We start from the raw sequence: 22,688 nt of genomic DNA, 5'->3' as shown, positions 1-22,688 counted from the left end.
GCCGCGGCGTTTGGGTTCCCGCCGAGCCTTTCGCCGTCGTTCTTGCCGCTCGCCCCTGCCGAGGGGCTCGGTGATAGCGTCCAGCCCCTGCTCCGGTTCGCTCGATGCGTGTCTCCCGCCTGATGCTGGTGACGCTTCGCGACGATCCTGCGGAGGCGGAGATTCCCTCCCATCGGCTGCTGCTGCGTGCTGGTTACATCCGCCGCATCGGTTCCGGGATCTACGCCTACCTGCCCTTGCTGTGGCGTGTGCTGCAGAAGGTGTCGGCCATTGTGCGAGAAGAGATGAACGCCACTGGGGCGCTGGAAACCCTGCTCCCCCAGCTGCAGCCCAGCGAGCTCTGGGAACGCAGCGGCCGCTGGCAGGGCTACACCGCTGGGGAGGGCATCATGTTCCACCTGCTCGACCGCCAGGACCGTTCGCTTGGCCTGGGCCCCACCCACGAGGAAGTGATCACGGCTCTGGCGGCGGATCTGTTGCGTTCCTACCGACAGTTGCCGGTTTGTCTGTATCAGATTCAGACGAAATTCCGCGATGAGATCAGGCCCCGTTTCGGGCTGATGCGTGGCAGGGAATTCATCATGAAGGACGCTTATTCCTTCCACGCCGATGAGCAGGATCTCAAAGCGGCTTACGGCGTGATGGATCAGGCCTACCGACGCATCTTCGAGCGTTGCGGCTTGCGTGCCGTGGCGGTGGAGGCCGACAGCGGTGCCATCGGTGGTTCCGCCAGCCAGGAGTTCATGGTCACCGCCGATGCCGGCGAAGATCTGATCCTCGCCAGCCCCGATGGCCGTTACGCCGCCAACCAGGAGCGCGCCTGCTCCCGGGTGGAGCCGTCGGTGCCACTGGCACCGACGGCTCCACCCACCCTGTTGGCCACCCCCGCTCAGCGCTCGATCGAGGCGCTCTGCCGTGCCCATGGGTTCGATCCTTCCCAAACCGTGAAGGTGCTGGTGCTGCTCGCCCGCTTTGCCAGCGGTGGGCCCCTGCCCGTGCTGGTGAGCCTGCGTGGCGACCAGACCCTCAATCCTGTGAAGCTCTCCAACGCGGTTTCCGCCCGCTGCGCCGAAGCTGGCGCCTTGCTTAGCCTCGAGCCGATCACGCCTGAGCAAGTGCTGGGGGAAGGGCTTGAGCCCTGGCCGCTGGGGTTCCTGGGCCCGCACCTGCCTGATGCGCTGCTGCAAGGGGCTGCGAGCTGGCAGCAGCGCTTCCTGCGGCTGGCCGATCCGTCGGCCGCCGATCTCGGCGCTTTTGTCTGCGGCGCCAACAGCCTCGACCATCACCTGGTGGGAGCCTGCTGGGGCGAGGCCATCCCCACGCCCGACACTGCGGATCTGCGCGCCGCCCAGCCGGGTGACCGTTGTCTGCACGACTCCGAGCAGCGTCTGGAAGCCAGCCGTGGCATCGAGGTGGGGCACATCTTCCAGCTGGGCCGCAAGTATTCCAGCGCCCTCGATGCCTGCTTCACCAATGAGGCCGGAGTGGAGGAGCCGCTGTGGATGGGTTGCTACGGCATCGGTGTGTCCCGGCTGGCCCAGGCGGCGGTGGAGCAGCACCACGACGCCAACGGCATTTGCTGGCCGCTACCGATCGCGCCCTACGAAGTGATCGTGGTGGTGGCGAACATGCAGGAGTCTGTGCAGGTGGAACTGGCCGAGCGACTCGATGCAGCCCTGGAGGCCGGCGGGATCGAGGTATTGCTCGATGACCGCCCCGAGCGCGCGGGTGTGAAGTTCAAGGACGCCGACCTGATCGGCATTCCCTGGCGGGTGGTGGTGGGGCGCGGGGCCGCCCAGGGCCAGGTGGAGCTGGTGGAGCGCCGCAGCGGCGAACGGCAGGAGCTGGCCGCCGCTGACCTGCCCGCCCAGCTGATCGCAGTGGTGGAAGCGGGCCGCCTCGGCAGAGGCGCCCCCTCCTGCTGAGCGCTGGGGGCCTGAGTGCGGGGGGAACTCGCTGGCACGGCTTATAGAGTTTCCCGATTCAATCAGGAGCACCGATGGCCGCGCACCCCTGGCGTTTCGAAGCAGGCCAAGGCGCCTTCCGGCCCTTGTTGCTCGCCGTCCAACGTCTCGGCCGCCGGCTGATGGCGTCGGCCCTGATGGTCGCGCTGTGCCTCTCCCTCACGCTCACGGCCTGCGGCAGTGCCACCGGCAACCTCAGCGGCGTCTACGTGGACGACACCGTGACCGTGGCCCAGAGCCTGCTGAGCACCATCGCCCTGGAGCAGGACGACCCCGCCCGCAGCGCGGCCGAGACCGACGCCCGCGCCCTGATCACCGACTACATGGCGCTTTACCGCCCCCGGGCGAACGTGAACGGCCTGCCCTCCTTCACCACCATGCAGACCGCCGTCAATTCGCTGGCGGGCCACTACACCAACTACGCCAACCGCCCGCTGCCCGACGCGTTGCGCGCCCGGCTGGAAAAGGAGCTCAAGAAGGCTGAAACCAACGCCGTGCGCGGCGCCTGAAGCCCGGACCACCCCCGGCGGGATCACGGATGCCGCTGGGGGGTTTACGAAGGGGCAGCTGATCTGAGAGGCTCTCTGTTTGTGCTTAGAAGCGGCTTCGGGCCGCTGTTTCCTTCTTGGCCAATGTCGTCGTCATCGGTGCTCAATGGGGTGACGAAGGCAAGGGAAAGATCACCGATCTGCTCAGCCGCTCCGCCGATGTGGTGGTGCGGTATCAGGGGGGTGTGAACGCCGGTCACACGATCGTCGTTGACGACAAGGTGCTCAAACTGCACCTCATTCCTTCCGGCATTCTTTATCCCGACACCACGTGCCTGATCGGCTCCGGCACGGTGGTCGACCCGAAGGTCATGCTCGGTGAGCTCGACATGCTCGCCACGTTCGGCATCGACATCTCCGGCCTGAAGCTCGCCTCCACGGCCCACGTGACCATGCCTTACCACCGCCTGCTGGATCAGGCGATGGAGCAGCGCCGCGGCGATCGCCGCATCGGCACCACCGGTCGGGGCATCGGCCCCACCTATGCCGACAAATCGGAGCGCAACGGCATCCGGGTGCTCGACCTGCTCGACGTGGACCGGTTGCGGGATCGCCTGTTGGCCCCTCTGGCCGAAAAGAACCTGATCCTGGAGCGCATCTACGACCTGCCGCCGCTCGATCCCGAGGAGGTGATCCTTGAGTACGCCGCCTATGGCCAGCGGCTGGCGCCCCACGTTGTCGACTGCACCCGCACGATCCACGAGGCCGCCCGTGCCCGCAAGAACATCCTGTTCGAGGGGGCCCAAGGCACCCTGCTCGACCTTGATCACGGCACCTACCCCTACGTCACCTCGTCCAATCCGGTGTCCGGTGGCGCCTGCATTGGCGCAGGGGTGGGCCCCACGTTGATCGACCGTGTGATCGGTGTGGCCAAGGCCTACACCACCCGCGTGGGCGAAGGGCCTTTCCCCACCGAGCTCGAAGGCAGCCTCAACGATCACCTCTGCGATCGCGGCCATGAATTCGGTACCACCACCGGCCGGCGCCGCCGTTGTGGCTGGTTCGATGGCGTGATCGGCCGCTATGCCGTTCAGGTGAACGGCCTCGATTGCCTGGCGATCACCAAGCTTGATGTGCTCGATGAGCTCGACGAGATCCAGGTGTGCGTGGCCTATGAGCTCAACGGCGAGCGCATCGACCACTTCCCGAGCAGTGCCGAGGATTTCGCCCGCTGTCAGCCGATCTTCGAAACGCTGCCCGGCTGGCAAAGCTCCACCGCTGACTGCCGCCAGCTTGAGGAGCTGCCGGACACGGCAATGGCTTATCTCCGCTTCCTCGCCGAGCTGATGGAGGTGCCGATCGCCATCGTGTCCCTCGGGGCTCAACGCGACCAGACGATCGTCGTGGAGGATCCGATCCACGGTCCCAAGCGGGCCCTGTTGAGCGCGTGATGCCCAAACAATTTGATGTCGTCGGCATCGGCAACGCCATCGTGGATGTGCTGGTGCAGGCGGACGATGCCTTCATTGCTGCCCATGGCCTCACCAAAGGCACCATGGCGCTGGTGGATGAAGCTCAGGCCGATCGCCTCTACGCCGCCTCTGGCCCTGGCCTTGAAACCTCAGGCGGATCCGCAGCCAACACCTTGGCGGGCATCGCCCAGCTGGGCGGCCGCGCCGGTTTCATCGGTCGTGTCCGCGACGATCAGCTGGGCGGGATCTTCGCCCACGACATTCGTTCTGTGGGAGCTCACTTCCAGACGCCCCCCACCACGTCCGGTCCCTCCACGGCCCGCTGTCTGATCCTGGTTACCCCCGACGCCCAGCGCACGATGTGCACCTATCTGGGCGCCTCGGTGACGCTCGATCCCGCCGACCTCGACCTGGAGCTGGTGGGGCAGGCGAAGGTGCTCTACCTGGAGGGCTATCTCTGGGATTCCGAGCCGGCCAAGCGGGCCTTCATCGCCGCTGCCGAGGTGGTGCGCGCCCATGGTGGTGAGGTGGCCCTCAGCCTCTCCGACGGTTTCTGTGTGGAGCGCCACCGCGCCAGCTTCCTCGAACTGGTGGATGGCCACGTGGATCTGCTCTTCGCCAACGAGCTGGAGATCTGCTCCCTCTATGCCACCGACAGCTTTGAGGAGGCGTTGGACCGGGTGCGTGGTTGCTGCAAGGTGGCCGCGCTCACCCGCAGCGAAAAGGGATCGCTGGTGCTGGCCGGAGGGACCAGTCACACGATTGCGGCGTATCAGCTGGGTCCCCTGGTGGACACCACCGGCGCCGGCGACCTCTACGCGGCCGGCTTCCTGCACGGCTACACCCAGGGCCAGAGCCTTGAGGACTGCGGTCGATTGGGTTCACTCTGCGCCGGCCTGGTGGTCACCCAGCTGGGACCCCGACCCCAGGCCTCCCTGCAGGATCTGGTGCGGCTGCATCTGGGCTGAGCCGGCCAGCTCATCCTGCAGCCACAGGCCATAGGCGCCTTCAGTCTGGGCCGGCCAGTGGATCCACTCCGGCGTGTCATAGCTGTGCAATGCGTGCAGGCGCCGCCTCAACGCCTCCAGCTGGGTGGTGCTGGTTTTGATCAGCAGCTGCACTTCCGTGCTGCGCTCCATCCTTCCTTGCCAGTGATAGAGCGAGGTGATCGGCAGCAGGCTGACGCAGACCGCCAGCCGCTCCTCCAGCAGGGCCTGCGCCAGCCGCTCAGCATGGGCGGCGTCCGCCTCGGTGGTGAGCACCAGTGTGAGCGCCGTGGCAGGGTCGTTGGAAGGCGGTGGCATGGCTAGAGCCAGCGGGGGGGCGGGCCCAGCTTCTCCAGCAGCTCTTCCAGCGGCAAGCCTTCCACCCCTGGGGGTTCGGCGGGGCGCGCCAGCAACAGCAGCTGCAGATCCCTGGCGGCACAGAGCTGTTGCCAGCCGCGCTCCGTGTGCCCACCCGACTGCCGGCAGAGCACCGCGCTGATCTGCCATTGCCGCAGCAGCGCCTGCTCGATGCCGAGGGCCGCCCCCCCCAGTGGGCCGCCCGCCGGCCGCAGGCAGGCCAGGTGGGCATCCGGCAGCCCCGCTGCCCGCGCCTGCTGCAGACTCGCGGGTGTGGGCAGCACCCGTGCGAAGAGCTCCACCCCGCTGGCATGGGCAGCGGCGGTGGCCAGATGGCGAGCACCGATCGCGAGCAGCAGCCGTTGGCCACGCAGATCTTCCTTCCCCAGGGCCTGCAGATCGCTCAACAGGGTCTGCCGCGGGGCGAGGTGCGGCTCCAGCGGCCGCAGCAGCCGCAGCAGCGGTTGCCCCAGCGGCTGGCAGGTCGTCGCCAGCTGAGCGCTGATCTGCACCGCAAAGGGATGGCTGGCGTCGATCACCCATTGGTAGGGGCGCCGCTGGAGGCGCGCCGCCTCCAGGTGCCGCTGGATGCCGGCGCTGCCCTGCATCGCGCCCACCTCCAGCTGCAGCCGGGGGTGGGGGGAGTAAGCGCGCCCCGCCGTTTGGCTCACCACGGAGACGGTCAGCTCCCAGCCGTTCGCCAGCAGCGCCGCCGCGAGCCAGGGACCTTCACCGGTGCCGCTGACCAGCCACAGGCGCCCGCTGGTGCATTTCACGGCCGTGCATCAGGATGTGGCCCGCCGGTGCGGACGGAGAGATGAATCACTGCTTGCTGGAGGGGGTGGTGCTGGAGGCGCCCCAGGTGCGCTACACCCAGGACAACCAGACGCCGGTGGCGGAGATGGCCGTGCAGATCGACGGGTTGCGCCCGGATGACCCGCCCGGCCAGGTGAAGGTGGTGGGCTTCGGCAATCTGGCGCAGGACCTGCAGAACCGCGTTCAGGTGGGCCAGCGCTTGGTGCTGGAAGGGCGCCTGCGCATGAACACTGTGAACCGCCCGGATGGCACCAAGGAGAAGCGGGCCGAGTTCACCCTCTCCCGGCTCCATCCCCTCGGCGGAGCTGTGGTCAGTGCTGGCGGAAGCGCCGACCCATCCAGGGCGCCGGCGCCAGCTCCTGCGCCGATGGGGGCCTCACGGGCCGCCGCTCCTGTGCGCCAGCCGGTGCGGCAGAACCCGCCACCTGCCGCTCCCGCCCCGGCCACACCCACCTGGAATTCCGCTCCTCTCGTGCCTGACACCCAGGAGGAAGACGACATCCCGTTCTGATCAGGAGAGAGGGCACGCGTGAACCAACCTGCGCGCGTGACTGAAGCAAGCGGGCGTGCCCTGCTGAACGAATGGGCCGGATGCGCTCGGATGAGGGGGTTGGCGGCCAAACGGCCGTTGCCACTCCCACCACCGGACGTTTCAGTCGGTCTGCAGCTTCTCGCGGGCCTGGTCGAGCATCTGGCCCAGTTCGCGCTCCAGGGCTGCCAGATCGAGGCGCAGCTCACTCCAGCGGCCCGCATCGATCTGACGCAGCAGCCAGAGCCGGTCTTCGGTGAGCTGATCGAGCAGCACCCGGTTGCTCGGTGCCTGTGCGGCTCCAGTGGGGTTGGATGAGGCTGCCGCCTGGCCGGCATCAACGTGGGCGGCTACCGCAGGGTCGAGGCCGTCGGCAGGCGGCGACAGGGACATGGAGGCGGATCGCTGGCGTTGCCTCTCCATCCTGCACGGCTTTGCTGGAGGATGGGTCCATGCAAGCCCTCACCTCCCCCGGCAGCCTGCTCACGATTCTCGGAGCGGTGCTCACCGTGATCGGTTCGATCGCGTACGTCACCGATAGCCCGAACATCAGCCTGGCCGGTGTCTTCTATGGCATCCCTCTGTTGTTGGGTGGCCTGGCGCTGAAATCCTCGGAGTTGCCGCCTGCCGAACGGCTCACCCCCCCGGCCACCTATCAACGTCTGCGGGAGGAGACGGCCAGCGAGCCGCTGCGAAAAGTGCTCAAGGACGTGACCCGTTGGCGCTACGGCCAGAAGGCCCACCTGGAATCCTCCCTCGAAGCCCTCAAACTCTGGGACGAGGACAGCCCGCCCGAACTGGTGAGCGTGGCTGAGCTGGAGCAGGGCGGTGCTTATGGCCTGATCCTGCGCTTCCGTCTCAACGGCGTGAGCCTGGAGCGTTGGCAGGCACGCCAGGAGCGCCTTGGTCGTTTCTTCGGCCCAGGCCTCACGGCCGAGTTGCGGCCGCTCGATGCCTCGCTCCTGGAGCTGGCGCTGCTCCCCACGGCGGCTGTCAGCCCCGAGCCTGTGCCCTGAGCGCGGCATCGGCGGCGATCTCCGCACCTCCCCAGGGCCTCCGACGGCTCTGAACCCGTGGCGTACCACCGCCCGGGCACAGCTCGGTACCAGCCCATCCCGGCCACGGACCCGTCCACTCCAGTCCAGCCCGGTACCCGCCAGCGCCGTCGATCCCGGCCCGCTTTCCTCAGTCTCTCCACCCACCATCACCCCGAAGTCCATTGAGCCAGGACCCCTTGATCAGCGCCGAGGACAGCCTGCGGGTCTCCGTCCTCAGCGAGGCCCTTCCCTACATCCAGCGCTTCGCCGGCCGCCGGGTGGTCGTCAAGTACGGCGGTGCGGCCATGGCCCACAAGTCGCTGCAGGAGGCGGTGTTCCGCGATCTGGCCCTGCTCGCCTGTGTGGGGGTGCGGCCGGTGGTGGTACACGGCGGCGGCCCGGAAATCAACGAGTGGTTGACCCGGCTGGCGATCAAGCCCACGTTCCGTGACGGCCTGCGCGTCACCGATGCCGACACCATGGATGTGGTGGAGATGGTCCTGGTGGGCCGTGTGAACAAGCAGATCGTCAATGGACTCAACCGCCTGGGCGGCAGGGCCGTGGGGCTCTCCGGCAGTGACGGGAGGCTGGTGGAGGCCCGCGCCTGGGGCGGTGGCTCCCACGGACTGGTGGGGGATGTGGCCGCCGTGAACCCCGCCGTGCTCGCTCCCCTGCTTGACGCGGGCTACATCCCGGTGATCTCCAGTGTGGCCGCCAATGCCGAAGGCCAGGCCCACAACATCAACGCCGACACGGTGGCGGGTGAGTTGGCCGCTGCCCTGCAGGCCGAAAAGCTGATCCTGCTCACCGACACCCCCGGCATCCTCACCGACCGCGACGATCCCAGCTCGCTGTTGCGCCATCTGACCCTGGCCCAGGCCCGCGAGCTGATTGCCAGCGGCGTGGTGGCCGGTGGCATGACCCCCAAGACCGAATGCTGCATCCGCGCCCTGGCCCAGGGGGTGGGGGCAGCTCACATCGTTGATGGTCGCGTCCCCCATGCCCTGCTGCTGGAGGTGTTCACCGATGCCGGCATCGGCACGATGGTGGTCGGTCGCTGCCAGCCGGATGCCGTTGCCGCCTCGCCCGTCCGTCGCTCCGGCTTGCCTGGCCATGGAGGATGAGTCCTTGCTCAGCGCGCGCCGCGCTCTCGAGCGGGGCGACTACGGCCAGTGTCTGCGATTGCTTCAACCCCTGGCCGACCAGCACCCACCCAGTTCCCCGTTCGGCGGTCAGCTGAGGCTGTTGATGGTCACCGCCTGGATCGGCCAGGGTGACACCGCCGCTGCTCAGGCCTGCTGCCGCAGCCTGCGCGCCAGCACCGATCCTGAACTGCGCCTGCAGGCCAGGGATCTGCAGATGATTCTCGATGCCCCGGCGCTGCAGCGTCCGGCCAATTGGTCCCTCACCCTGCCGAGCCTGGGTGGGGCCGAACCCCTGGAAGCCCGGCTCAAGTCAGCCAGCCGCTGGATGCCGCGCCGCGATGGGCCGCCTGAGCCGCCGCCGCCACCGGTGGGCCCCACGCGCCAGCCCCTTGGTTTCGCCGTTGTCGCCCTGGTGCTGCTGCTGGTGCTCACCCTGCTGAGCGGATGCCTGCGGGTGGACACGGAGCTGCAGTTTCCGGGCCCGGGGCGGCTGCAGCTCACCCAGGTCTGGAGCAGCGACACCGGCCGCCAGCTCCCCTGGCAGCAACGCTTCGCCACGGCCGTGGCGGAGGCCGATCCAGGTGCCCGCCTGAGCCTCAAGGGAGACGGCCCCCGCCAGGTGCTGCGCAGCCCCTCCCTCCCGGCGGTGGAGATTCAGGCCCTGCTGGCACGCACCACGACCCTGGCCGCTGAACGGATCGGTGTGGAGCTGCCCCCGCCCCGCCTCGAACTGAGCGAGCGGAACTGGCTGCTGGGGGTGCGCCAGCACCTGTGGCTGGAGCTCGATCTTCAGCCCCTTGACGCCGTTCCGGGCCTCGATCTCCAGATGGTGCTCCGTCCGGTTTCTCTCGGCGCCGTGCGGCAGGCCGCCCCCCGGCCGGCCGCTCGCGAAGGAACCGGTGTGCGCTGGCCCCTTGCCACCGGCGCCGCCAATCGGCTGGAGCTGCTCACCTGGCGCTGGAGCAGGCTGGGTCTGGGTGGGATGGTGATCCTGCTGCTGCTCTGTGCCGCCCTCGCCCTGCAGCGGTTGCGCTGGTCATCGGGGTTCGGCTGGCCCGAGCTGCCCGTTCCCCAGGACGCCGACGGGGCCTGATCAACGCCGCCTTTCCAGGTGCGCCGGTGCAGAGGTTCTGTTGCAGAGTGACTGGGAGCGGCTTGCCTGCCCCGAGAGGCCCTGCCGCTCAGAGCTCCATCGGATCGGGATCGATGCTGAGCGTCACCCGGCCGTCGAGGCCCTGGCGCAGCGCCTGCTCCTCGGCCAGGGGCAACGGGGTGCCGGCCGGCCCGTGCAGCAGCAGTTGCCAGCGGTGCCGACCGGCCACCCGCGCCACCGGTGCTGGTGCCGGCCCGATCAGCTCCCAGCCTGCCGCCTCCACCGCCGGGCGCACCCGCTCCGCCAGCGCGGCGGCGGTGGTGGCGGTGGCGCTGGCGGAGTCACCGGCGAAGCGCAGCAGACAGGCACGGCTGAAGGGCACCAACCGGGCCTGACGGCGGAGCCGCAGCTCCTCGTCCAGGAAGCGCTCGTAGTGGCCATCGATCAGGTGACAGATCACCGGATGGTCAGGGCTGTAGGTCTGCACCAGCACGGATCCCGGCCGTTCGCCCCGACCGGCCCGGCCGGCGAGCTGCAGCAGCAGCTGCAGGCACTGTTCCGCGGCGCGCAGATCGGGCCGGTGCAGCAGACCATCAGCCGCCAGCACCGCCGCCAGCGTCACCCGGGGCAGGTCCATGCCCTTCGCCAGCATCTGGGTGCCCACCAGCACGTCAGCGTCTCCGGCGGCGAAGGCAGCCAGCAGACGCCGGTGGCCGTCACGGCCGCGGGTGGTGTCGCGGTCGAAGCGGAGCACCCGCAGCCCTTCCAGCTCCTTCTCCAGCTGCTCGATCACTCGCTGGGTGCCGGCGCCGAAGGGTTTGAAGGCGGTGGAACCGCAGTGGCCGCAGCGCTCGGTGATCTCCTGGCGGTGGTCACACCAGTGGCAGCGCAGCCAGGCACGGCCCTCACGCTGGCGGTGCACGGTGAGTGCCACATCGCAGTGGGGGCACTGCACGACTTCACCGCAGCTGCGGCAGCTGAGGAAGCTGCTGTAGCCCCGCCGCGGCACCAGCACCACCGCCTGCTCGCCACGCTCCTGCACCTGCTCCAGCCGCTCCATCAGGGCCCGGCTGATCAGGCGCCGGTGGCCATCGGCCAGCTCCATCCGCATGTCCACCACGCTCACCGACGGGGTCTGGGCGCCGCCGATGCGCTCAGGCAGCCGCAGCAGGGTGGTGGCTGGGCGCCTGCCGACGTCGCCGTGGCCAAGGCTGGACGCTTGGCAGGCCAGCCAGGTTTCCAGGGAGGGGGTGGCGCTGCCCAGCAGCAGGCGGCCGCTGTTCCGGCAGCGGATCCGCGCCACTTCGCGGCAGTGGTAACAGGGCATGGGAGCGTCCTGTTTGTACGAGGTGTCGTGTTCCTCGTCCAGCACGATCAGACCGAGCGGCTGCAGCGGCAGGAACACGGCGGAGCGGGTGCCCACCACCAGCAACGGCTGGCCTTGCCGGGCCGCCAGGCAGCGGCGCCACACATGGACCCGCCCGGCGTCGCTGACGCCGCTGTGGTATTCGAGAACGTCGTCGCCGAAACGGGCATGGCAGCGATCCAGCAGCTGAGGGATCAGGCCGATCTCAGGGGTGAGCAGCAGCACGCTTTCACCGGCCGCCAGCGCGGCGGCGGCGGCCTGGAGATACACCTCGGTTTTGCCCGAGCCGGTCACGCCCCAGAGCAGCAGCTCACTGCCCGGCGGCGAGGCCAGGATCGCCTCCAGGGCCTGCTGCTGGGCTGTGGTGAGCGACCGTGGCGTGCTGTGGTCGCCGCCGGGCAGGCCATGGGCCCGAGCAGCCGTCTCCGGGCCCGGCAGACGGGCTGTGAGGCACACCCCGCCCCCACGGCGCAGCCCCTCCACCACCGAACGGCTGAAGCCCCATCCGCCACAGACATCGCGCAGCCAGGCCCCGCCCCCGCACTGGTGCAGGGCCTCCAGCAACTGCTGCTGACGTGGACTGGCCGCTGCCGCGTCCGCCGTCGCGCTCACCCACTGGAGCGGGCGCGGCCCGGCCGGCTGGGATGGGCGCCACTGGCCAAGCCAGCCCGACGGCAGCGCTGATTTGAGCGTTTTGAACACCGTGGTGTGGCATTGATGGGCCACCTCCTGTAACAACTCCTGCCAGAGGGGATCCACGGCGGCGCGCTGATGCACGGCGGTGATCGCCAGCAGCCGCACCGCCTGCAGATCGGGCGGAAGGGCCTTGAGCGCCTCCACCACCAGTCCCACATGGGGCCGTCCACGCAGTGGCACCCGCACCAGATCGCCGGCGGCGATCTCAAGATGCTGGGGATTGGCATAGGTGAAGATGCGGCCTTCCCGACCGGCTTCCACCCAGACCTGCCAGCAGATCACTGCCGTGGAGGGTGGGGCGGGTGCATCGGCCACGACGAGCTGCTGCGTTTGCCTTGCAAACACCATGGGTGTTTCTTAAGGTGATCAGGTTGAGCAGTCCAAACGGCTGCTGTCGGAACCAGGCAGAGTTCCGTCCAGAGGGAAGATCTGAAGCCAGCCATACGGATTTTTCTCCGCAGGGCTGCTGGGTCTGCGACCACCCCTGACAGCCCTGCTCTGGCCTTCGCGCCGCCGTTGTCGTTTCCGGTCTGGTTCCATCTCGTTAGGGCGCTCGATTTCCCATCGTGCCTGGCACTTCGGCGAATGCCGCGGGGCCTCGGCACGTTGGTTGACGTCGATGCCATCACGCCAACGGGGCGACCTCTCCAGAACGCTTCTCCCAGCCTTCGTTTTCAACCCGTTTCGCCCTTCCCCCTATGAGCCCAGCTGCTGCGGCCAAGCCCAAGATTCCTGCTGCCACAATCCTTGCTGTGTCCTCGCCCAACGGTGAGGAAACGTTGATCCAGCCCAAACCCGCGAAGGCTGTCAAGAGCAGGTCCAAGCCCGCTGCTGCCGCAGCCTCTGCCGAAGGTGAAGCGACAGCCACCACCAAGGCGGCGGCCGAAGCCAAGCCCAAGGCCACCCGCACCCGCAAGCCGGCGGCGGCCAAAGCCGCCAAGGTGGCAGCGGCTCCTGTCAAGGACGCTGAGGCCGTGGACGCCGTTGATGACGTCGAGTCGCTCGACCTTGATGGCATCGCCGACGAGCTGCTCGCCCAGGCCGACGACAGCACCAAGGCCAAGAAGGAGGCCAAGGCGGCTTCCGCCAAGGCTCTGGCCAGCATCAAGGTGGGCCCGAAAGGGGTGTACACCGAGGATTCGATCCGGGTTTACCTCCAGGAGATCGGCCGCATCCGCCTGCTGCGCCCCGATGAAGAGATTGAGCTGGCCCGCAAGATCGCCGACCTTCTCCACCTCGAGGAGCTTGCCGCCCAGTTCGAGCAGGACAACGGCCACTACCCCGACACCAAGGAGTGGGCGGTGCTGGTGGACATGCCGCTGGTGAAGTTCCGCCGCCGCCTGATGCTCGGCCGCCGCGCCAAGGAAAAGATGGTGCAGTCGAACCTGCGCCTGGTGGTGTCGATCGCCAAGAAGTACATGAACCGCGGCCTTTCCTTTCAGGATCTGATCCAGGAAGGCAGCCTCGGCCTGATCCGTGCCGCTGAGAAGTTCGATCACGAAAAGGGCTACAAGTTCTCCACCTACGCCACCTGGTGGATTCGTCAGGCGATCACCCGCGCCATCGCCGATCAGAGCCGCACCATCCGCTTGCCTGTTCACCTCTACGAAACGATTTCCCGCATCAAGAAAACCACCAAGGTGCTCAGCCAGGAATTCGGCCGCAAACCTACCGAAGAGGAGATTGCGGAGAGCATGGAGATGACGATCGAGAAACTGCGTTTCATCGCCAAATCCGCCCAGTTGCCTATCTCCCTGGAAACTCCGATCGGCAAGGAGGAGGATTCCCGCCTTGGCGATTTCATCGAGGCGGATATCGAGAATCCCGAGCAGGATGTGGCCAAGAATCTGCTGCGAGAGGATCTCGAAGGTGTGCTTGCCACCCTCAGCCCGAGGGAGCGCGATGTGTTGCGCCTGCGCTACGGCCTTGACGATGGCCGGATGAAAACCCTTGAGGAGATCGGTCAGATCTTTGACGTGACCCGCGAGCGCATTCGCCAGATTGAAGCCAAGGCGCTGCGCAAACTGCGGCACCCCAATCGCAACGGGGTGCTGAAGGAGTACATCAAGTAACCTCCAATCGTCAGCGTTCCCTCCGTTTTGCCCGCATCGGTCGTCGCGTCTGCCGGGTCTACCCCGGCAGCGAGGGTCACCATTGTTCTGCCCACCTTCAACGAGCGGCAGAACATCCAGCCCATCCTCCAGCAGTTGCTGGCTCTGCGTGATCGCTTTCAGCTGGAGGTGATCGTCGTTGACGATGATTCCGCCGATGGAACGGCTGATTTCGTCAAGGAACTGGCGCATGGGGAGCCTTGCCTGCGCCTCATCCGCCGCGTGGGGCGCTCAGGCCTCTCCAGCGCCATCAAAGAAGGCCTGCTGGACAGCACCGGCGATCTTGCCGTGGTGATGGATTGTGATGGCCAGCATGAGCCCGCGGCGGTGGCGGCGGCGCTGGAGCTGTTGCTGGCCCGCAACGTCGATCTGGTGATCGGCAGCCGCTTTCACCCAGAGGCTTCCATCAAGGGGTTGAGCGACAAACGGGAAGGGGGATCGGTGCTGGCCAATCGCCTGGCACGTTTCACCCTGCCCCGCTATCGCCACCTCAGCGATTTCATGAGTGGCTTTTTCGCCCTGCGCCTCGACCGCTGCCTGCCGATGATCCGGCAGGTGGATTCTCAGGGGTTCAAATTTCTCTACGAGCTTCTGTCGATCAGCCGCGGGCATCTGTTTGTCGAAGAAACCCCGCTCACCTTCCAGCCCCGCACCTTCGGAAGCTCCAAGCTGGACATCTCCGTTCTGTGGGACTTCGGCGTTTCGATCATCCACACGTTGCTGCTGCGGATGGTTCCACGGCGTGCTGTGAGTTTTGCCCTGGTTGGTGTTTCCGGGATCGGCGTGCAGCTGTTGGTGTCCAACCTCTTAATCCTGCTGGGCTTCTCCTTTGTGGCCTCGTTGCCACCGGCTGTGATCGCCTCGGCCTGTAGCAATTATCTCGTGAACAACACCCTCACCTTCCGCCACCTGCGGCTCAAGGGTTTCCCTCTGTTTGCCGGGCTTGTCAAGTTTCTGGTGGTGGCCTCGTTGCCGATGCTCGCGAACATCGGCCTGGCCAGTGTGTTTTACACGAGGGTGGCGAGTGACACCCTCTTCGCCCAGATCGCCGGTATTGCCGTGGTGTTTGTGTGGAACTACGCTGCTTCATCGCGTTTTGTCTGGAACACCCCCTGAGCGGAAGTCATCCGCTTGCACCCGATGGCCATTGACCTGATCGCCATAGACCTGATGGCCTTTGGTTCGATTTCCCTGGCTCTCATTCCCCTCGATTCAGACCCTTCTCGGCTCCAGTTGGATGTGTTGAAATCCGATCTGTCTCAGCGCCTCCCCAGTCCCGCCGCTCTGGCGTCCCGCCGTCGGTGGCTGCTCCCTCCTTCCCCAGCCTGCCTCCTGATCGCATGCTCGTGATCTCCTCGCTGCAGGCGCGCCCGGCCCGCCTGGCCTTGGTGACTGCCGCCGGTCTGCTGCTGCTCTGCTGGCTGGCCTTCTTCAATCACCTGGGCACGCTCAGCTTGATGGACAAGACCGAAGCCCTCTTTGTGGAAGTGGGCCGGGAGATGCTGCTGCGCAACGACTGGATCACGCCCCACTGGAACGGCGAGCCGTTCTTTGACTATCCGGTGTGGGGGTACTGGATGGTGGCCCTCAGCTTCCGCCTCTTCGGCGTCAGCGCCTGGGCTGCCCGGTTGCCGGTGGCGCTGATGGCCAGCCTGGTGGTGGTGGCGGGGTTCGTGCTCCTGTGGCTGCTTGCTGAAGGCGAAGCCACGCCGGCTCGCCTGCGGCGCTCCTGGCTGGGGGCGGTGTTGCTGGCGCTCAACCCCGCCTGGGTGGGCTGGGGGCGCAGCTCCGTCACCGACATGTTCCTCTCCAGCGCCATCACGCTCTCGCTGTTCGGCTTTTTCCTGGCGTACAGCCAGGTGGACAGGCCCGTGCTGCGGCGCGTGGGCTACGTGGTGATGCCTGTGTTCAGTGCCATTGCGGTGCTCGCCAAGGGACCCGTGGGTCTGGTGCTGCCGGGGGCGGTGATTGTGGTGTTCCTGCTTTGCCAGGCCCAGCTGCTCACGGTGCTGCGCCAAATGCCGATGCTGCAGATGGCTGTGCTGTTCCTGGCGGTGGGCAGTCCCTGGTACGTGTGGGCTGCAAAGGTGAACGGCGCCGACTTTCTTGGCGGCTTCTTCGGCTTCAGCAACCTGCAGCGCTACACCTCGGTGCTCTACGGCCATTCCGGCCCTTGGTACTTCTATCTGCCCTGGTGCGTGATCCTGCTGCTGCCGTGGTCGCTGTTTCTGCCGTTGGCCATGGTGCGGCTGCGCTATTGGCAACTGGGCCACTGGCGCCGGCAACTCCGCACCGCCCAGTTGGCCCCGTTCTGCCTGGTCTGGTTTCTGGTGGTGCTGGTGTTTTTCTCTGTCGCCAGCACCAAGCTCGCCGGATATATCCTGCCCCTGATTCCCGCCGGTGCGCTGCTGGTGGCGTTGTTCTGGCAGCCGCTGCCCGCTGCGGCGGCCCCCTTACCGGCCACCGACCGCTGGCAGAAGTTTTTCGGCTGGCTGAATGCGCTGCTGTTGGCGGTGATGGCCACTGCCGCCGTGATGGCCCCGCGCTGGGCCGCTTCCGACCCCGCCTATCCCGGCTTTGCCAAGGCCCTCAACAGCTCCGGGTTGCCGATGCTGCTGGGGGTGCTGCTGGCGGTGGCGGCGATCGCGATGGTGGTGCAGCTCCTGCGTCGCGGCCCACTGCAGCACCTGTGGCTGCCAGATGCGGCGGCCTTTGCCGGCGTCCTCCTGCTGGTGGTGCCAGGACTTGCCCCGTTGATGGAGAGGGAGCGACAGCAACCCGTGCGCGAGCTCGCCGTTCTCGCCGGCCAGCTGGCTGGACCGCAGGAACCGCTGCTGGTGGTGGGCTACATGCGCTACAGCGTGGTGTTCTACAGCGGCCGGCCCGTGCAGTTCTTTGGCAGCGTCAAAGGGGCCCGTCGGGGCTTGCGGGACAGCCAGCCGGCCAGCGTGCTGGTGTTCGGCGAACAGCGCAAGCTCGAGGACCTCAACACGGAGGGGGGGCAGGTGCAGACCCTGGCCAGCCGCGGCAATCACCGCCTGCTTCGTTACGTGCCCGGGCCGGCAGCGGTGAAGGGATCAGAGCCCCGCCCCGGCGGCGCCGGTTCGTGAACCGCTTCCGCCGCTGGTGCCGGCTGTTCGGCGTCCCCAGGCTGCTGGCCTGCGTGATCGCTCTGGGGCTGGTGCTCTGGATCGAGGCCACGATGGTGAACCAGAAGCACCCTGAGCTCGATATCGCCATCCTCGACTGGCTGGGCCAGGTGATTCCTCCCCAGCCGGGCGCCCTGCTCGTGCTTGTGTACAAGCTCAGCGGCACCAGCTTCACCGCCGTACTGGTGGTGGCCGCACTGGTGTTCCTCTACACCAAGCGGGCTTGGAACGAGCTGCGCTGGCTGGCGGTGGGGACGGCTGGAATTCTGCTGATCGTGGATCGCTGGCTCAAGCCGATGTTTGATCGCTCGCGCCCCTCCGACCGGCTGGTGGAGGTGATTGGCCGCAGTTTTCCCAGTGGCCATGCCGCCGGCGCCGTGGTGTTCTATTTCCTCATGTGCATGATCCTCTCCTCGCTCTACCCGCGCCTGCGTCGCCCGTTGTATGTGGGTGCCTCGCTCTGGGTGGCGCTGGTGTGGCTCAGCACCCTCTACTGCCGGGTGCACTGGCCCACCGACATGGTGGGTGGCGCTTGCGTCGGCTTCATCTGGTTCAGCATCTGCGCCGTGAGCCTCCAGTTCTGCGCCCCCCGGCAGACTGGCCCTTCCCTGGGGCGAACCCCTTGACCACACCCGCTTCGCTCAGCACGCTCGCGGCTCTCTGCGGCCTGCGTACGGCGCCGGAGCTCCCTGCCGCGGCCCGTCAGGCGCTGCGCAGTGAACTCGACCAGCGGCTGGCGGCCTGTGAATGGTTCACCGTCGGGGTGATGGCACCCTCCGCCTCCCAGGCGGTGGCGGCGCTGCGCGCCTGTGAGAAGGCCCTCGGCTGGGAGCCCCTGCAGGCGCCTGGCACCGGCGCGTTGGCTTCTGAGGCAGGGGATCCCGCCGCTGTGGCCGGTCCGGTGTTTCTCAAGGGCAACCAGCGCACCGGTCTGTTTCTGCTGCGTCCGGAATCCGGCCTCGGCTGCGGCCTGCTGATCACCGGCCACAGCAGCGTGGCGCCCGAAGCGGAAGACACCTGGGGCCCGTTCCCGCTCGATTTCTTCGCCTGACCCGGACCTGTTCCCGCTGATGGATCAGGCTCTCTGTTACGTCGCCTGGCCTGCGGCCGGCCTGTCCTTAGGCTGGGCGGCTGTGAAACGGCCGTGACGCCGAAGTGAGGACTGACGTGATGGCCGGCTCCACCCTGCGCATTGCCTCCCGCCGCAGCCAGCTGGCGATGGTGCAGACCCACTGGGTGCGGGATGCCCTCTCCGCTGCCCATCCCTCGCTGGAGATCAGCATCGAGGCGATGGCCACCCAGGGCGACAAGATCCTTGATGTGGCGCTGGCCAAGATCGGCGACAAGGGCCTGTTCACCAAGGAACTGGAAGCCCAGATGCTGGTCGACCAGGCCGACATCGCCGTCCACAGCCTCAAGGATCTGCCCACCAACCTGCCTGAGGGGCTGATGCTCGGCTGCGTCACCGAGCGGGAGGATCCCGCCGATGCCCTGGTGGTGCACGCCCGCCATGCCGACAAGAGCCTGGCCACCCTGCCGGAAGGCAGCGTGGTGGGCACCAGCTCGCTGCGCCGGCTCGCCCAGCTGCGCCACCACTACCCCCAGCTCACCTTCAAGGATGTGCGCGGCAATGTGATCACCCGGCTGGAGAAGCTGGATGCCGGCCAGTACGACTGCCTGATCCTTGCCGCCGCCGGCCTGGGCAGGCTGGGGCTGGCTGACCGCATCCATGAACTGATCGACCCTTCGATCTCCCTGCACGCCGTGGGCCAGGGCGCGCTCGGCATCGAATGCCGCGAGGGCGATACCGCCGTGCTCGAAACGATCAAGGTGCTGGAGCACCTCCCCACGGCTCGCCGCTGCCTGGCAGAGCGGGCCTTCCTGCGCCAGCTCGAAGGTGGCTGTCAGGTGCCGATCGGGGTCAACAGCCGCTTCGACGGTGACGAGCTGGTGCTGACGGGCATGGTGGCCAGCCTCGACGGCCAGCGTCTGCTTCGCAACGAGGCCCGCGGCGATCAAACCGAGCCGGAGGCCATCGGCATCGCCCTCGCCCACACCCTGCGCAGTGAAGGGGCGGGCGAAATCCTGGAGGAGATTTTTGCAGCTGTCAGGCCCGAGGCTTGAACCGGCCGGCCCTCCCCAGCCACGGGAGGGTGACAGCCGTGGACTGCCCTTCCAGTGGAGCCTGCTGGCCTGGGCTGCGCTGGTGGGGGTGCTCACCGGCGCGGCCGTGGTGGGCTTCCACTATCTGCTGGGCTTCATCAACAATTTCCTGTTCGGCACGCTTGTGGAGTGGGGCACGGGGCTGCTGGGCAGCGCTCAGCCCGATCCCACCCCACCACCGGAGATCTTCACCACCTCCGCCCCCTCCGGCACCCCGCTGAAGGCGCTGGTGCTGATCGGTCTCGGTGGCATCGGCTTCCTGCCACCGCCTCCACTGCCGCCAGTGCCGGTGCCGCTCCCCGTGCCCGCCAGCGGCCTGGCCGGTTGGTTGACCTCCTGGCCGGTGCTGCTGGCGCCGGTGCTGGGTGGACTGTGTGTAGGGCTGCTGCGCCAGCTCGCGCGTGATCTGGGCCCCAGCCTGCCGAGCCTGATGGCCATGGCTGATGGCGCCCTGCCGGCGACGCCGCGCCTGCCGCTGCTGCGCCTGATTGCCGCCTCACTCAGCCTTGGCAGTGGCGCCTCGCTCGGGCCGGAGGGGCCGAGTGTGGAGAGCGGCGGCAACATCGGCCTCTGGCTCGGCCTGCGCGGGGGGCTCACACCCGATTCCCAGAAGGCACTGGTGGCCGCCGGCGTGGCGGCAGGGCTGGCGGCCGGTTTCCAGGCGCCGATCGCCGGCGTGTTCTTCGCCTTCGAGGGGGCCTACAGCACCATCCCCGGCCGGCCCAGTCTCAGGGCTGTGCTGGTGGCGGCGGTGGCCTCTTCCCTGGTCACGCAACTGTCGCTGGGGGACCAGCCGATCTTCCGCCTGCCCGCCTACGAGGTGCGCTCCCCCCTGGAGCTGCCCCTCTACCTGGGCCTTGGGGTGGTGGCGAGCCTGATGTCGTGGGCGCTGGTGAGCATCCTGGCCGCAGGCCGCAGCGCCGCTGTGCAGCGGCGGGTGGAGCGCCTGCCTGCCGTGCTCGTCAACGCCCTCGGCGGCCTTGGGGTGGGGGTGATGGCGCTCGGTTTCCCGCAGGTGCTGGGCGTGGGTTACGACACGATCGAAGCGCTGCTGGGCAGGGAAGGTGGTGTGGCCTTCACCAGCCTGCTGGCGCTGCTGGCCGTGAAGCTGCTGGCCACGGGGCTCAGCAATGCCAGCGGCTTTGTGGGGGGTGGCTTTGCGCCTGCTCTCTTTCTGGGGGCAGTGCTGGGCAACTGCTACGGCCAGCTGCTGGGCGAAAGCGGCTTCGGCCTGCCGGTGGCCGAACCGCCGGCCTACGCCATGGTGGGCATGGCCGCCGTGCTGGCCGGCAGTGCCCGGGCGCCGCTCACGGCCCTGCTGCTGCTGTTCGAGCTCACCCACGACATCCGCATCGTGCTGCCGCTGATGGCGGCCACGGGGCTGAGCGCCGTGCTGGTGGAGCGATGGCATGGCCTGGCCGATCCAGGCCTGCTGGGGCCCGATCCGGTGGAAGAGGAACGTCGTGCCCGCCTGGCGGGCCTGTCGGTGCGTGCAGCGCTGGAACCGGAGAGACCGCTGGTGCTGCCCGGAACCACCGCTGCGGCAGAGGCGCTGGCGCAGCTGGTGCGGGCCCATGGCCATTGTCTGCTGATCGAGCAGGACGGCTGGGTGGTGGGGCTGGCCACGCTGATGGACCTTCAGCGGGTGATCACCAGCCAGGGGGGGGCGGCGCCGCTGAGCGATTGCCGCCGCGCCGAGCTGATCTGGCTGCCGGCCAGCGCTAGCCTGGCGCAGCTGGAGGACCAGCTCAACCCCAACGGTCTGCGCCAGCTGCCGGTGTTTGAACAGGACGATGGCCCTCAGGCCAAGCTGCCGGCCGGCGTGCCCTGGGCAGGCTTGCGAGCCGATGAGCTTCAAGGCATGGCCAGCCGTGATGGCATGGCGCTTGCGCTGGCCCGTGGGCTCAGCGGGTGATCACCACCGGGGTGCCCACGTCCACCAGGTCGAAGAGTTTGCGCACGTGTTCGTGGAACATGCGCACGCAGCCATTGGTGACCGCCGAGCGGGAGCTGACCGTCCATGCCCAGGCGCTGGGGGTGCCGTGGATGCCGAATTGGTTGGGACCGAGGGTCTTGAAGCCCAGCCAGCGATCACCCAGGGGACCGTTCGGCCCGACGGTGCCTTTCACCTTGCCGGTTTTAGTGCTGGCGTAGATCGGGTTGACCACCTTGCTGGTGACCTGGAAGGTGCCGGTGGGCGTGGGCGTGCGGGCATCACCGATCGCCACCGGCCAGGGGCCATACACCTTGCCGCCCTGCTCAAGCCGGATGTCCCGCTTGCCCAGCCGCAGCACGATCCGTGAGGCCACGACCGGCTGCGCCGTTGGGGTGGCGGGTGACGCGGTGGCTGGGGCAGTGGTGGCTCCACGTGCCGGGCTGTTGGCAGCCGGGGTGGTTCCAGGCGCCGTGATTGTGGGTGTTGAGGCTTCCGGCGCTGCGACCGCAGGTGCCGGTGTGGCCGTGCCCGGCGCCGAGCTGGCCGGACCTGCCGGGGTGGCGGTGGGGAGTGCCAGTGCAGCGGTGCCTGCGAGCAGGGTGGCGCTGCACAGGCTGATCACCAGTGCGCCGGTGGAGCTCACCAGACCACCGGTGGAGGCGCCAGGAGTGCGAAGGTGCGGAAGAACCATTGGGATCGGGCGCATTCAGGTGCCGGTCGTGGGGCTTCAGCCCACAAGTTTGGCATCGATGGTGTCGAGATAGCGCTTTTCGCATTCCTTGATGATGCGAACCGCCTCCTCCACGCCGAAGAATCCATTCACTTTGCAGGTGCCGGGCTTCTTCAGATCCTTGTAGTGCTCCCAGTAGTAGTGGGTTTCCTTCTGCCAGTGGGCGCCCAGCTGCTCGTAGCTGGTGATGTGATCCATGCGCTTGTCATCGGCGATCACGGCGATCACCTTGTCGTCCACTTCGCCGCCGTCGTCGAAGGTCATGATGCCGATGATGCGGGCCTCCACCAGGCTGCCGGGCACCAGCGGCTCGGTCACACCCACGATCTCGATGTCGAGCGGGTCCCCGTCTTCATCCCAGGTGCGGGGGATGCAGCCGTAGGCGAAGGGATAGGCCAGGGAGGAGTAGCCCACCCGGTCGAGTTTGAGATGGCCGGTTTCGGTGATCAGTTCGTATTTGTTGATCGTCATCGAATTGAGCTCGACGATCGTGTTCAACCGCAGTTCCGCTTCGTCGGCGAAGGCCGGCAGCACATGCAGCAGGTTGAGCATCGTGCGGCTGGGCGGATGGTCGATGTTCGCCATGGCGATGGGAAACGAGCGGCGCGGCCGATCCTACGGAGTGCCCCAGACCGGCCTCACTCAGGGGC

The 22,688-nt window shown here is 67.7% G+C and carries 21 protein-coding genes; 15 read left to right on the top strand and 6 right to left on the bottom strand.

Annotation, left to right across the window (positions count from 1 at the left end):
• The first annotated feature begins 104 nt into the window (after positions 1-104).
• The 4 genes from KQ303_RS12580 to KQ303_RS12565 all read left to right on the top strand — a co-directional run bounded on the left by KQ303_RS12580 (position 105) and on the right by KQ303_RS12565 (position 4,892).
• Positions 105-1,925 (top strand): proline--tRNA ligase, encoded by a 1,821-nt coding sequence (locus KQ303_RS12580; protein WP_259730553.1) that lies wholly within the window; start codon positions 105-107, stop codon positions 1,923-1,925.
• A 74-nt stretch (positions 1,926-1,999) separates the two neighbouring features.
• Positions 2,000-2,473 (top strand): photosystem II protein Psb27, encoded by a 474-nt coding sequence (psb27, locus tag KQ303_RS12575; protein WP_259730552.1) that lies wholly within the window; start codon positions 2,000-2,002, stop codon positions 2,471-2,473.
• 116 nt (positions 2,474-2,589) lie between these two features.
• Positions 2,590-3,903, top strand: coding sequence for an adenylosuccinate synthase (locus tag KQ303_RS12570; RefSeq protein ID WP_094512949.1), 1,314 nt, complete (start codon positions 2,590-2,592; stop codon positions 3,901-3,903).
• Complete coding sequence (locus tag KQ303_RS12565; protein ID WP_259730551.1) at positions 3,903-4,892, top strand: adenosine kinase; 990 nt, start codon at positions 3,903-3,905, stop codon at positions 4,890-4,892. Before KQ303_RS12570 ends, KQ303_RS12565 begins: the two co-directional genes overlap by 1 nt.
• Here the strand turns inward: KQ303_RS12565 and cutA are convergent.
• Positions 4,806-5,228, bottom strand: coding sequence for a divalent-cation tolerance protein CutA (gene cutA / locus KQ303_RS12560; RefSeq protein WP_259730550.1), 423 nt, complete (start codon positions 5,226-5,228; stop codon positions 4,806-4,808). The genes KQ303_RS12565 and cutA overlap by 87 nt on opposite strands.
• Before the next feature lie 2 nt (positions 5,229-5,230).
• Positions 5,231-6,043 carry a precorrin-6A/cobalt-precorrin-6A reductase gene (locus KQ303_RS12555; protein ID WP_259730549.1) on the bottom strand — a complete coding sequence of 271 codons (813 nt, stop codon included), beginning with the start codon at positions 6,041-6,043 and terminating at the stop codon, positions 5,231-5,233.
• 41 nt (positions 6,044-6,084) lie between these two features.
• Here KQ303_RS12555 and KQ303_RS12550 point away from each other — a divergent pair, with 41 nt between their 5' ends.
• Complete coding sequence (locus KQ303_RS12550) at positions 6,085-6,594, top strand: single-stranded DNA-binding protein (protein ID WP_259730548.1); 510 nt, start codon at positions 6,085-6,087, stop codon at positions 6,592-6,594.
• Positions 6,595-6,735: 141 nt separating this feature from the next.
• Here KQ303_RS12550 and KQ303_RS12545 read toward each other — a convergent pair whose 3' ends face one another.
• Complete coding sequence (locus KQ303_RS12545; RefSeq protein WP_259730635.1) at positions 6,736-7,005, bottom strand: hypothetical protein; 270 nt, start codon at positions 7,003-7,005, stop codon at positions 6,736-6,738.
• Positions 7,006-7,064: 59 nt separating this feature from the next.
• On the opposite strand from KQ303_RS12545, the gene KQ303_RS12540 reads away from it, so the two are divergent.
• The 3 genes from KQ303_RS12540 to KQ303_RS12530 all read left to right on the top strand — a co-directional run bounded on the left by KQ303_RS12540 (position 7,065) and on the right by KQ303_RS12530 (position 9,887).
• Positions 7,065-7,628, top strand: a complete 564-nt coding sequence (locus KQ303_RS12540) for a DUF2854 domain-containing protein (RefSeq protein WP_259730547.1) — start codon at positions 7,065-7,067, stop codon at positions 7,626-7,628.
• Positions 7,629-7,831: 203 nt separating this feature from the next.
• A complete protein-coding gene (argB, locus tag KQ303_RS12535) occupies positions 7,832-8,773 on the top strand; it encodes an acetylglutamate kinase (protein WP_259730546.1) in 942 nt (313 codons plus the stop codon).
• Positions 8,763-9,887 carry a DUF3153 domain-containing protein gene (locus tag KQ303_RS12530; protein WP_259730545.1) on the top strand — a complete coding sequence of 375 codons (1,125 nt, stop codon included), beginning with the start codon at positions 8,763-8,765 and terminating at the stop codon, positions 9,885-9,887. Before argB ends, KQ303_RS12530 begins: the two co-directional genes overlap by 11 nt.
• Positions 9,888-9,975: 88 nt before the next feature.
• On the opposite strand, the gene priA is transcribed toward KQ303_RS12530, so the two are convergent.
• The gene (gene priA / locus KQ303_RS12525; RefSeq protein ID WP_259730544.1) at positions 9,976-12,297 is read right to left on the bottom strand and encodes a primosomal protein N'; all 2,322 of its coding nucleotides are present in this window, start codon (positions 12,295-12,297) and stop codon (positions 9,976-9,978) included.
• A 350-nt stretch (positions 12,298-12,647) separates the two neighbouring features.
• On the opposite strand from priA, the gene rpoD reads away from it, so the two are divergent.
• The 7 genes from rpoD (at position 12,648) to KQ303_RS12490 (ending at position 21,287) form a co-directional block, all read left to right on the top strand.
• Positions 12,648-14,021, top strand: coding sequence for an RNA polymerase sigma factor RpoD (gene rpoD, locus KQ303_RS12520; RefSeq protein WP_255139823.1), 1,374 nt, complete (start codon positions 12,648-12,650; stop codon positions 14,019-14,021).
• Between the two features lie 27 nt (positions 14,022-14,048).
• Positions 14,049-15,176, top strand: a complete 1,128-nt coding sequence (locus tag KQ303_RS12515; protein ID WP_259730543.1) for a glycosyltransferase family 2 protein — start codon at positions 14,049-14,051, stop codon at positions 15,174-15,176.
• Between the two features lie 185 nt (positions 15,177-15,361).
• Positions 15,362-17,170, top strand: a complete 1,809-nt coding sequence (locus tag KQ303_RS12510) for a glycosyltransferase family 39 protein (protein WP_259730542.1) — start codon at positions 15,362-15,364, stop codon at positions 17,168-17,170.
• Positions 17,167-17,835: a phosphatase PAP2 family protein gene (locus KQ303_RS12505; RefSeq protein WP_259730541.1), complete on the top strand. Its 669-nt coding sequence runs from the start codon at positions 17,167-17,169 to the stop codon at positions 17,833-17,835. Before KQ303_RS12510 ends, KQ303_RS12505 begins: the two co-directional genes overlap by 4 nt.
• Entirely contained in the window at positions 17,832-18,260 is a 429-nt protein-coding gene (locus tag KQ303_RS12500; RefSeq protein WP_259730540.1) for a DUF1824 family protein, read from the top strand. Before KQ303_RS12505 ends, KQ303_RS12500 begins: the two co-directional genes overlap by 4 nt.
• A 119-nt stretch (positions 18,261-18,379) precedes the next feature.
• Positions 18,380-19,333: a hydroxymethylbilane synthase gene (gene hemC / locus KQ303_RS12495; RefSeq protein WP_094513039.1), complete on the top strand. Its 954-nt coding sequence runs from the start codon at positions 18,380-18,382 to the stop codon at positions 19,331-19,333.
• On the top strand, positions 19,308-21,287 hold the full coding sequence (locus KQ303_RS12490; RefSeq protein ID WP_255100802.1) for a chloride channel protein: 1,980 nt from the start codon (positions 19,308-19,310) through the stop codon (positions 21,285-21,287). The genes hemC and KQ303_RS12490 overlap by 26 nt, the downstream gene beginning before the upstream one ends.
• Here the strand turns inward: KQ303_RS12490 and KQ303_RS12485 are convergent.
• Entirely contained in the window at positions 21,277-21,999 is a 723-nt protein-coding gene (locus tag KQ303_RS12485; RefSeq protein WP_259730539.1) for a L,D-transpeptidase, read from the bottom strand. The genes KQ303_RS12490 and KQ303_RS12485 overlap by 11 nt on opposite strands.
• Positions 22,000-22,035: 36 nt before the next feature.
• The gene (locus tag KQ303_RS12480) at positions 22,036-22,623 is read right to left on the bottom strand and encodes an inorganic diphosphatase (protein ID WP_255100804.1); all 588 of its coding nucleotides are present in this window, start codon (positions 22,621-22,623) and stop codon (positions 22,036-22,038) included.
• Positions 22,624-22,688: the final 65 nt, after the last annotated feature.

This window comes from Synechococcus sp. CS-1333, from assembly GCF_025128015.1.
In the GTDB taxonomy this organism is placed as follows: Bacteria; Cyanobacteriota; Cyanobacteriia; order PCC-6307; family Cyanobiaceae; genus MW101C3.
The sequence above is the reverse complement of the archived record's forward strand: the minus strand, read 5'-3'. Positions and strand labels throughout refer to the sequence as shown.

Excerpts from the sequence above, each read along its gene's own strand:
- KQ303_RS12580 (WP_259730553.1), top strand. The coding sequence starts at position 105 with ATGCGTGTCTCCCGCCTGATGCTGGTGACGCTTCGCGACGATCCTGCG.
- psb27 (WP_259730552.1), top strand. The coding sequence starts at position 2,000 with ATGGCCGCGCACCCCTGGCGTTTCGAAGCAGGCCAAGGCGCCTTCCGG.
- KQ303_RS12565 (WP_259730551.1), top strand. The coding sequence starts at position 3,903 with ATGCCCAAACAATTTGATGTCGTCGGCATCGGCAACGCCATCGTGGAT.
- cutA (WP_259730550.1), bottom strand. The coding sequence starts at position 5,228 with ATGCCACCGCCTTCCAACGACCCTGCCACGGCGCTCACACTGGTGCTC.
- KQ303_RS12550 (WP_259730548.1), top strand. The coding sequence starts at position 6,085 with ATGAATCACTGCTTGCTGGAGGGGGTGGTGCTGGAGGCGCCCCAGGTG.
- KQ303_RS12545 (WP_259730635.1), bottom strand. The coding sequence starts at position 7,005 with ATGTCCCTGTCGCCGCCTGCCGACGGCCTCGACCCTGCGGTAGCCGCC.
- KQ303_RS12540 (WP_259730547.1), top strand. The coding sequence starts at position 7,065 with ATGCAAGCCCTCACCTCCCCCGGCAGCCTGCTCACGATTCTCGGAGCG.
- KQ303_RS12530 (WP_259730545.1), top strand. The coding sequence starts at position 8,763 with ATGGAGGATGAGTCCTTGCTCAGCGCGCGCCGCGCTCTCGAGCGGGGC.
- priA (WP_259730544.1), bottom strand. The coding sequence starts at position 12,297 with ATGGTGTTTGCAAGGCAAACGCAGCAGCTCGTCGTGGCCGATGCACCC.
- rpoD (WP_255139823.1), top strand. The coding sequence starts at position 12,648 with ATGAGCCCAGCTGCTGCGGCCAAGCCCAAGATTCCTGCTGCCACAATC.
- hemC (WP_094513039.1), top strand. The coding sequence starts at position 18,380 with ATGGCCGGCTCCACCCTGCGCATTGCCTCCCGCCGCAGCCAGCTGGCG.
- KQ303_RS12485 (WP_259730539.1), bottom strand. The coding sequence starts at position 21,999 with ATGGTTCTTCCGCACCTTCGCACTCCTGGCGCCTCCACCGGTGGTCTG.
- KQ303_RS12480 (WP_255100804.1), bottom strand. The coding sequence starts at position 22,623 with ATGGCGAACATCGACCATCCGCCCAGCCGCACGATGCTCAACCTGCTG.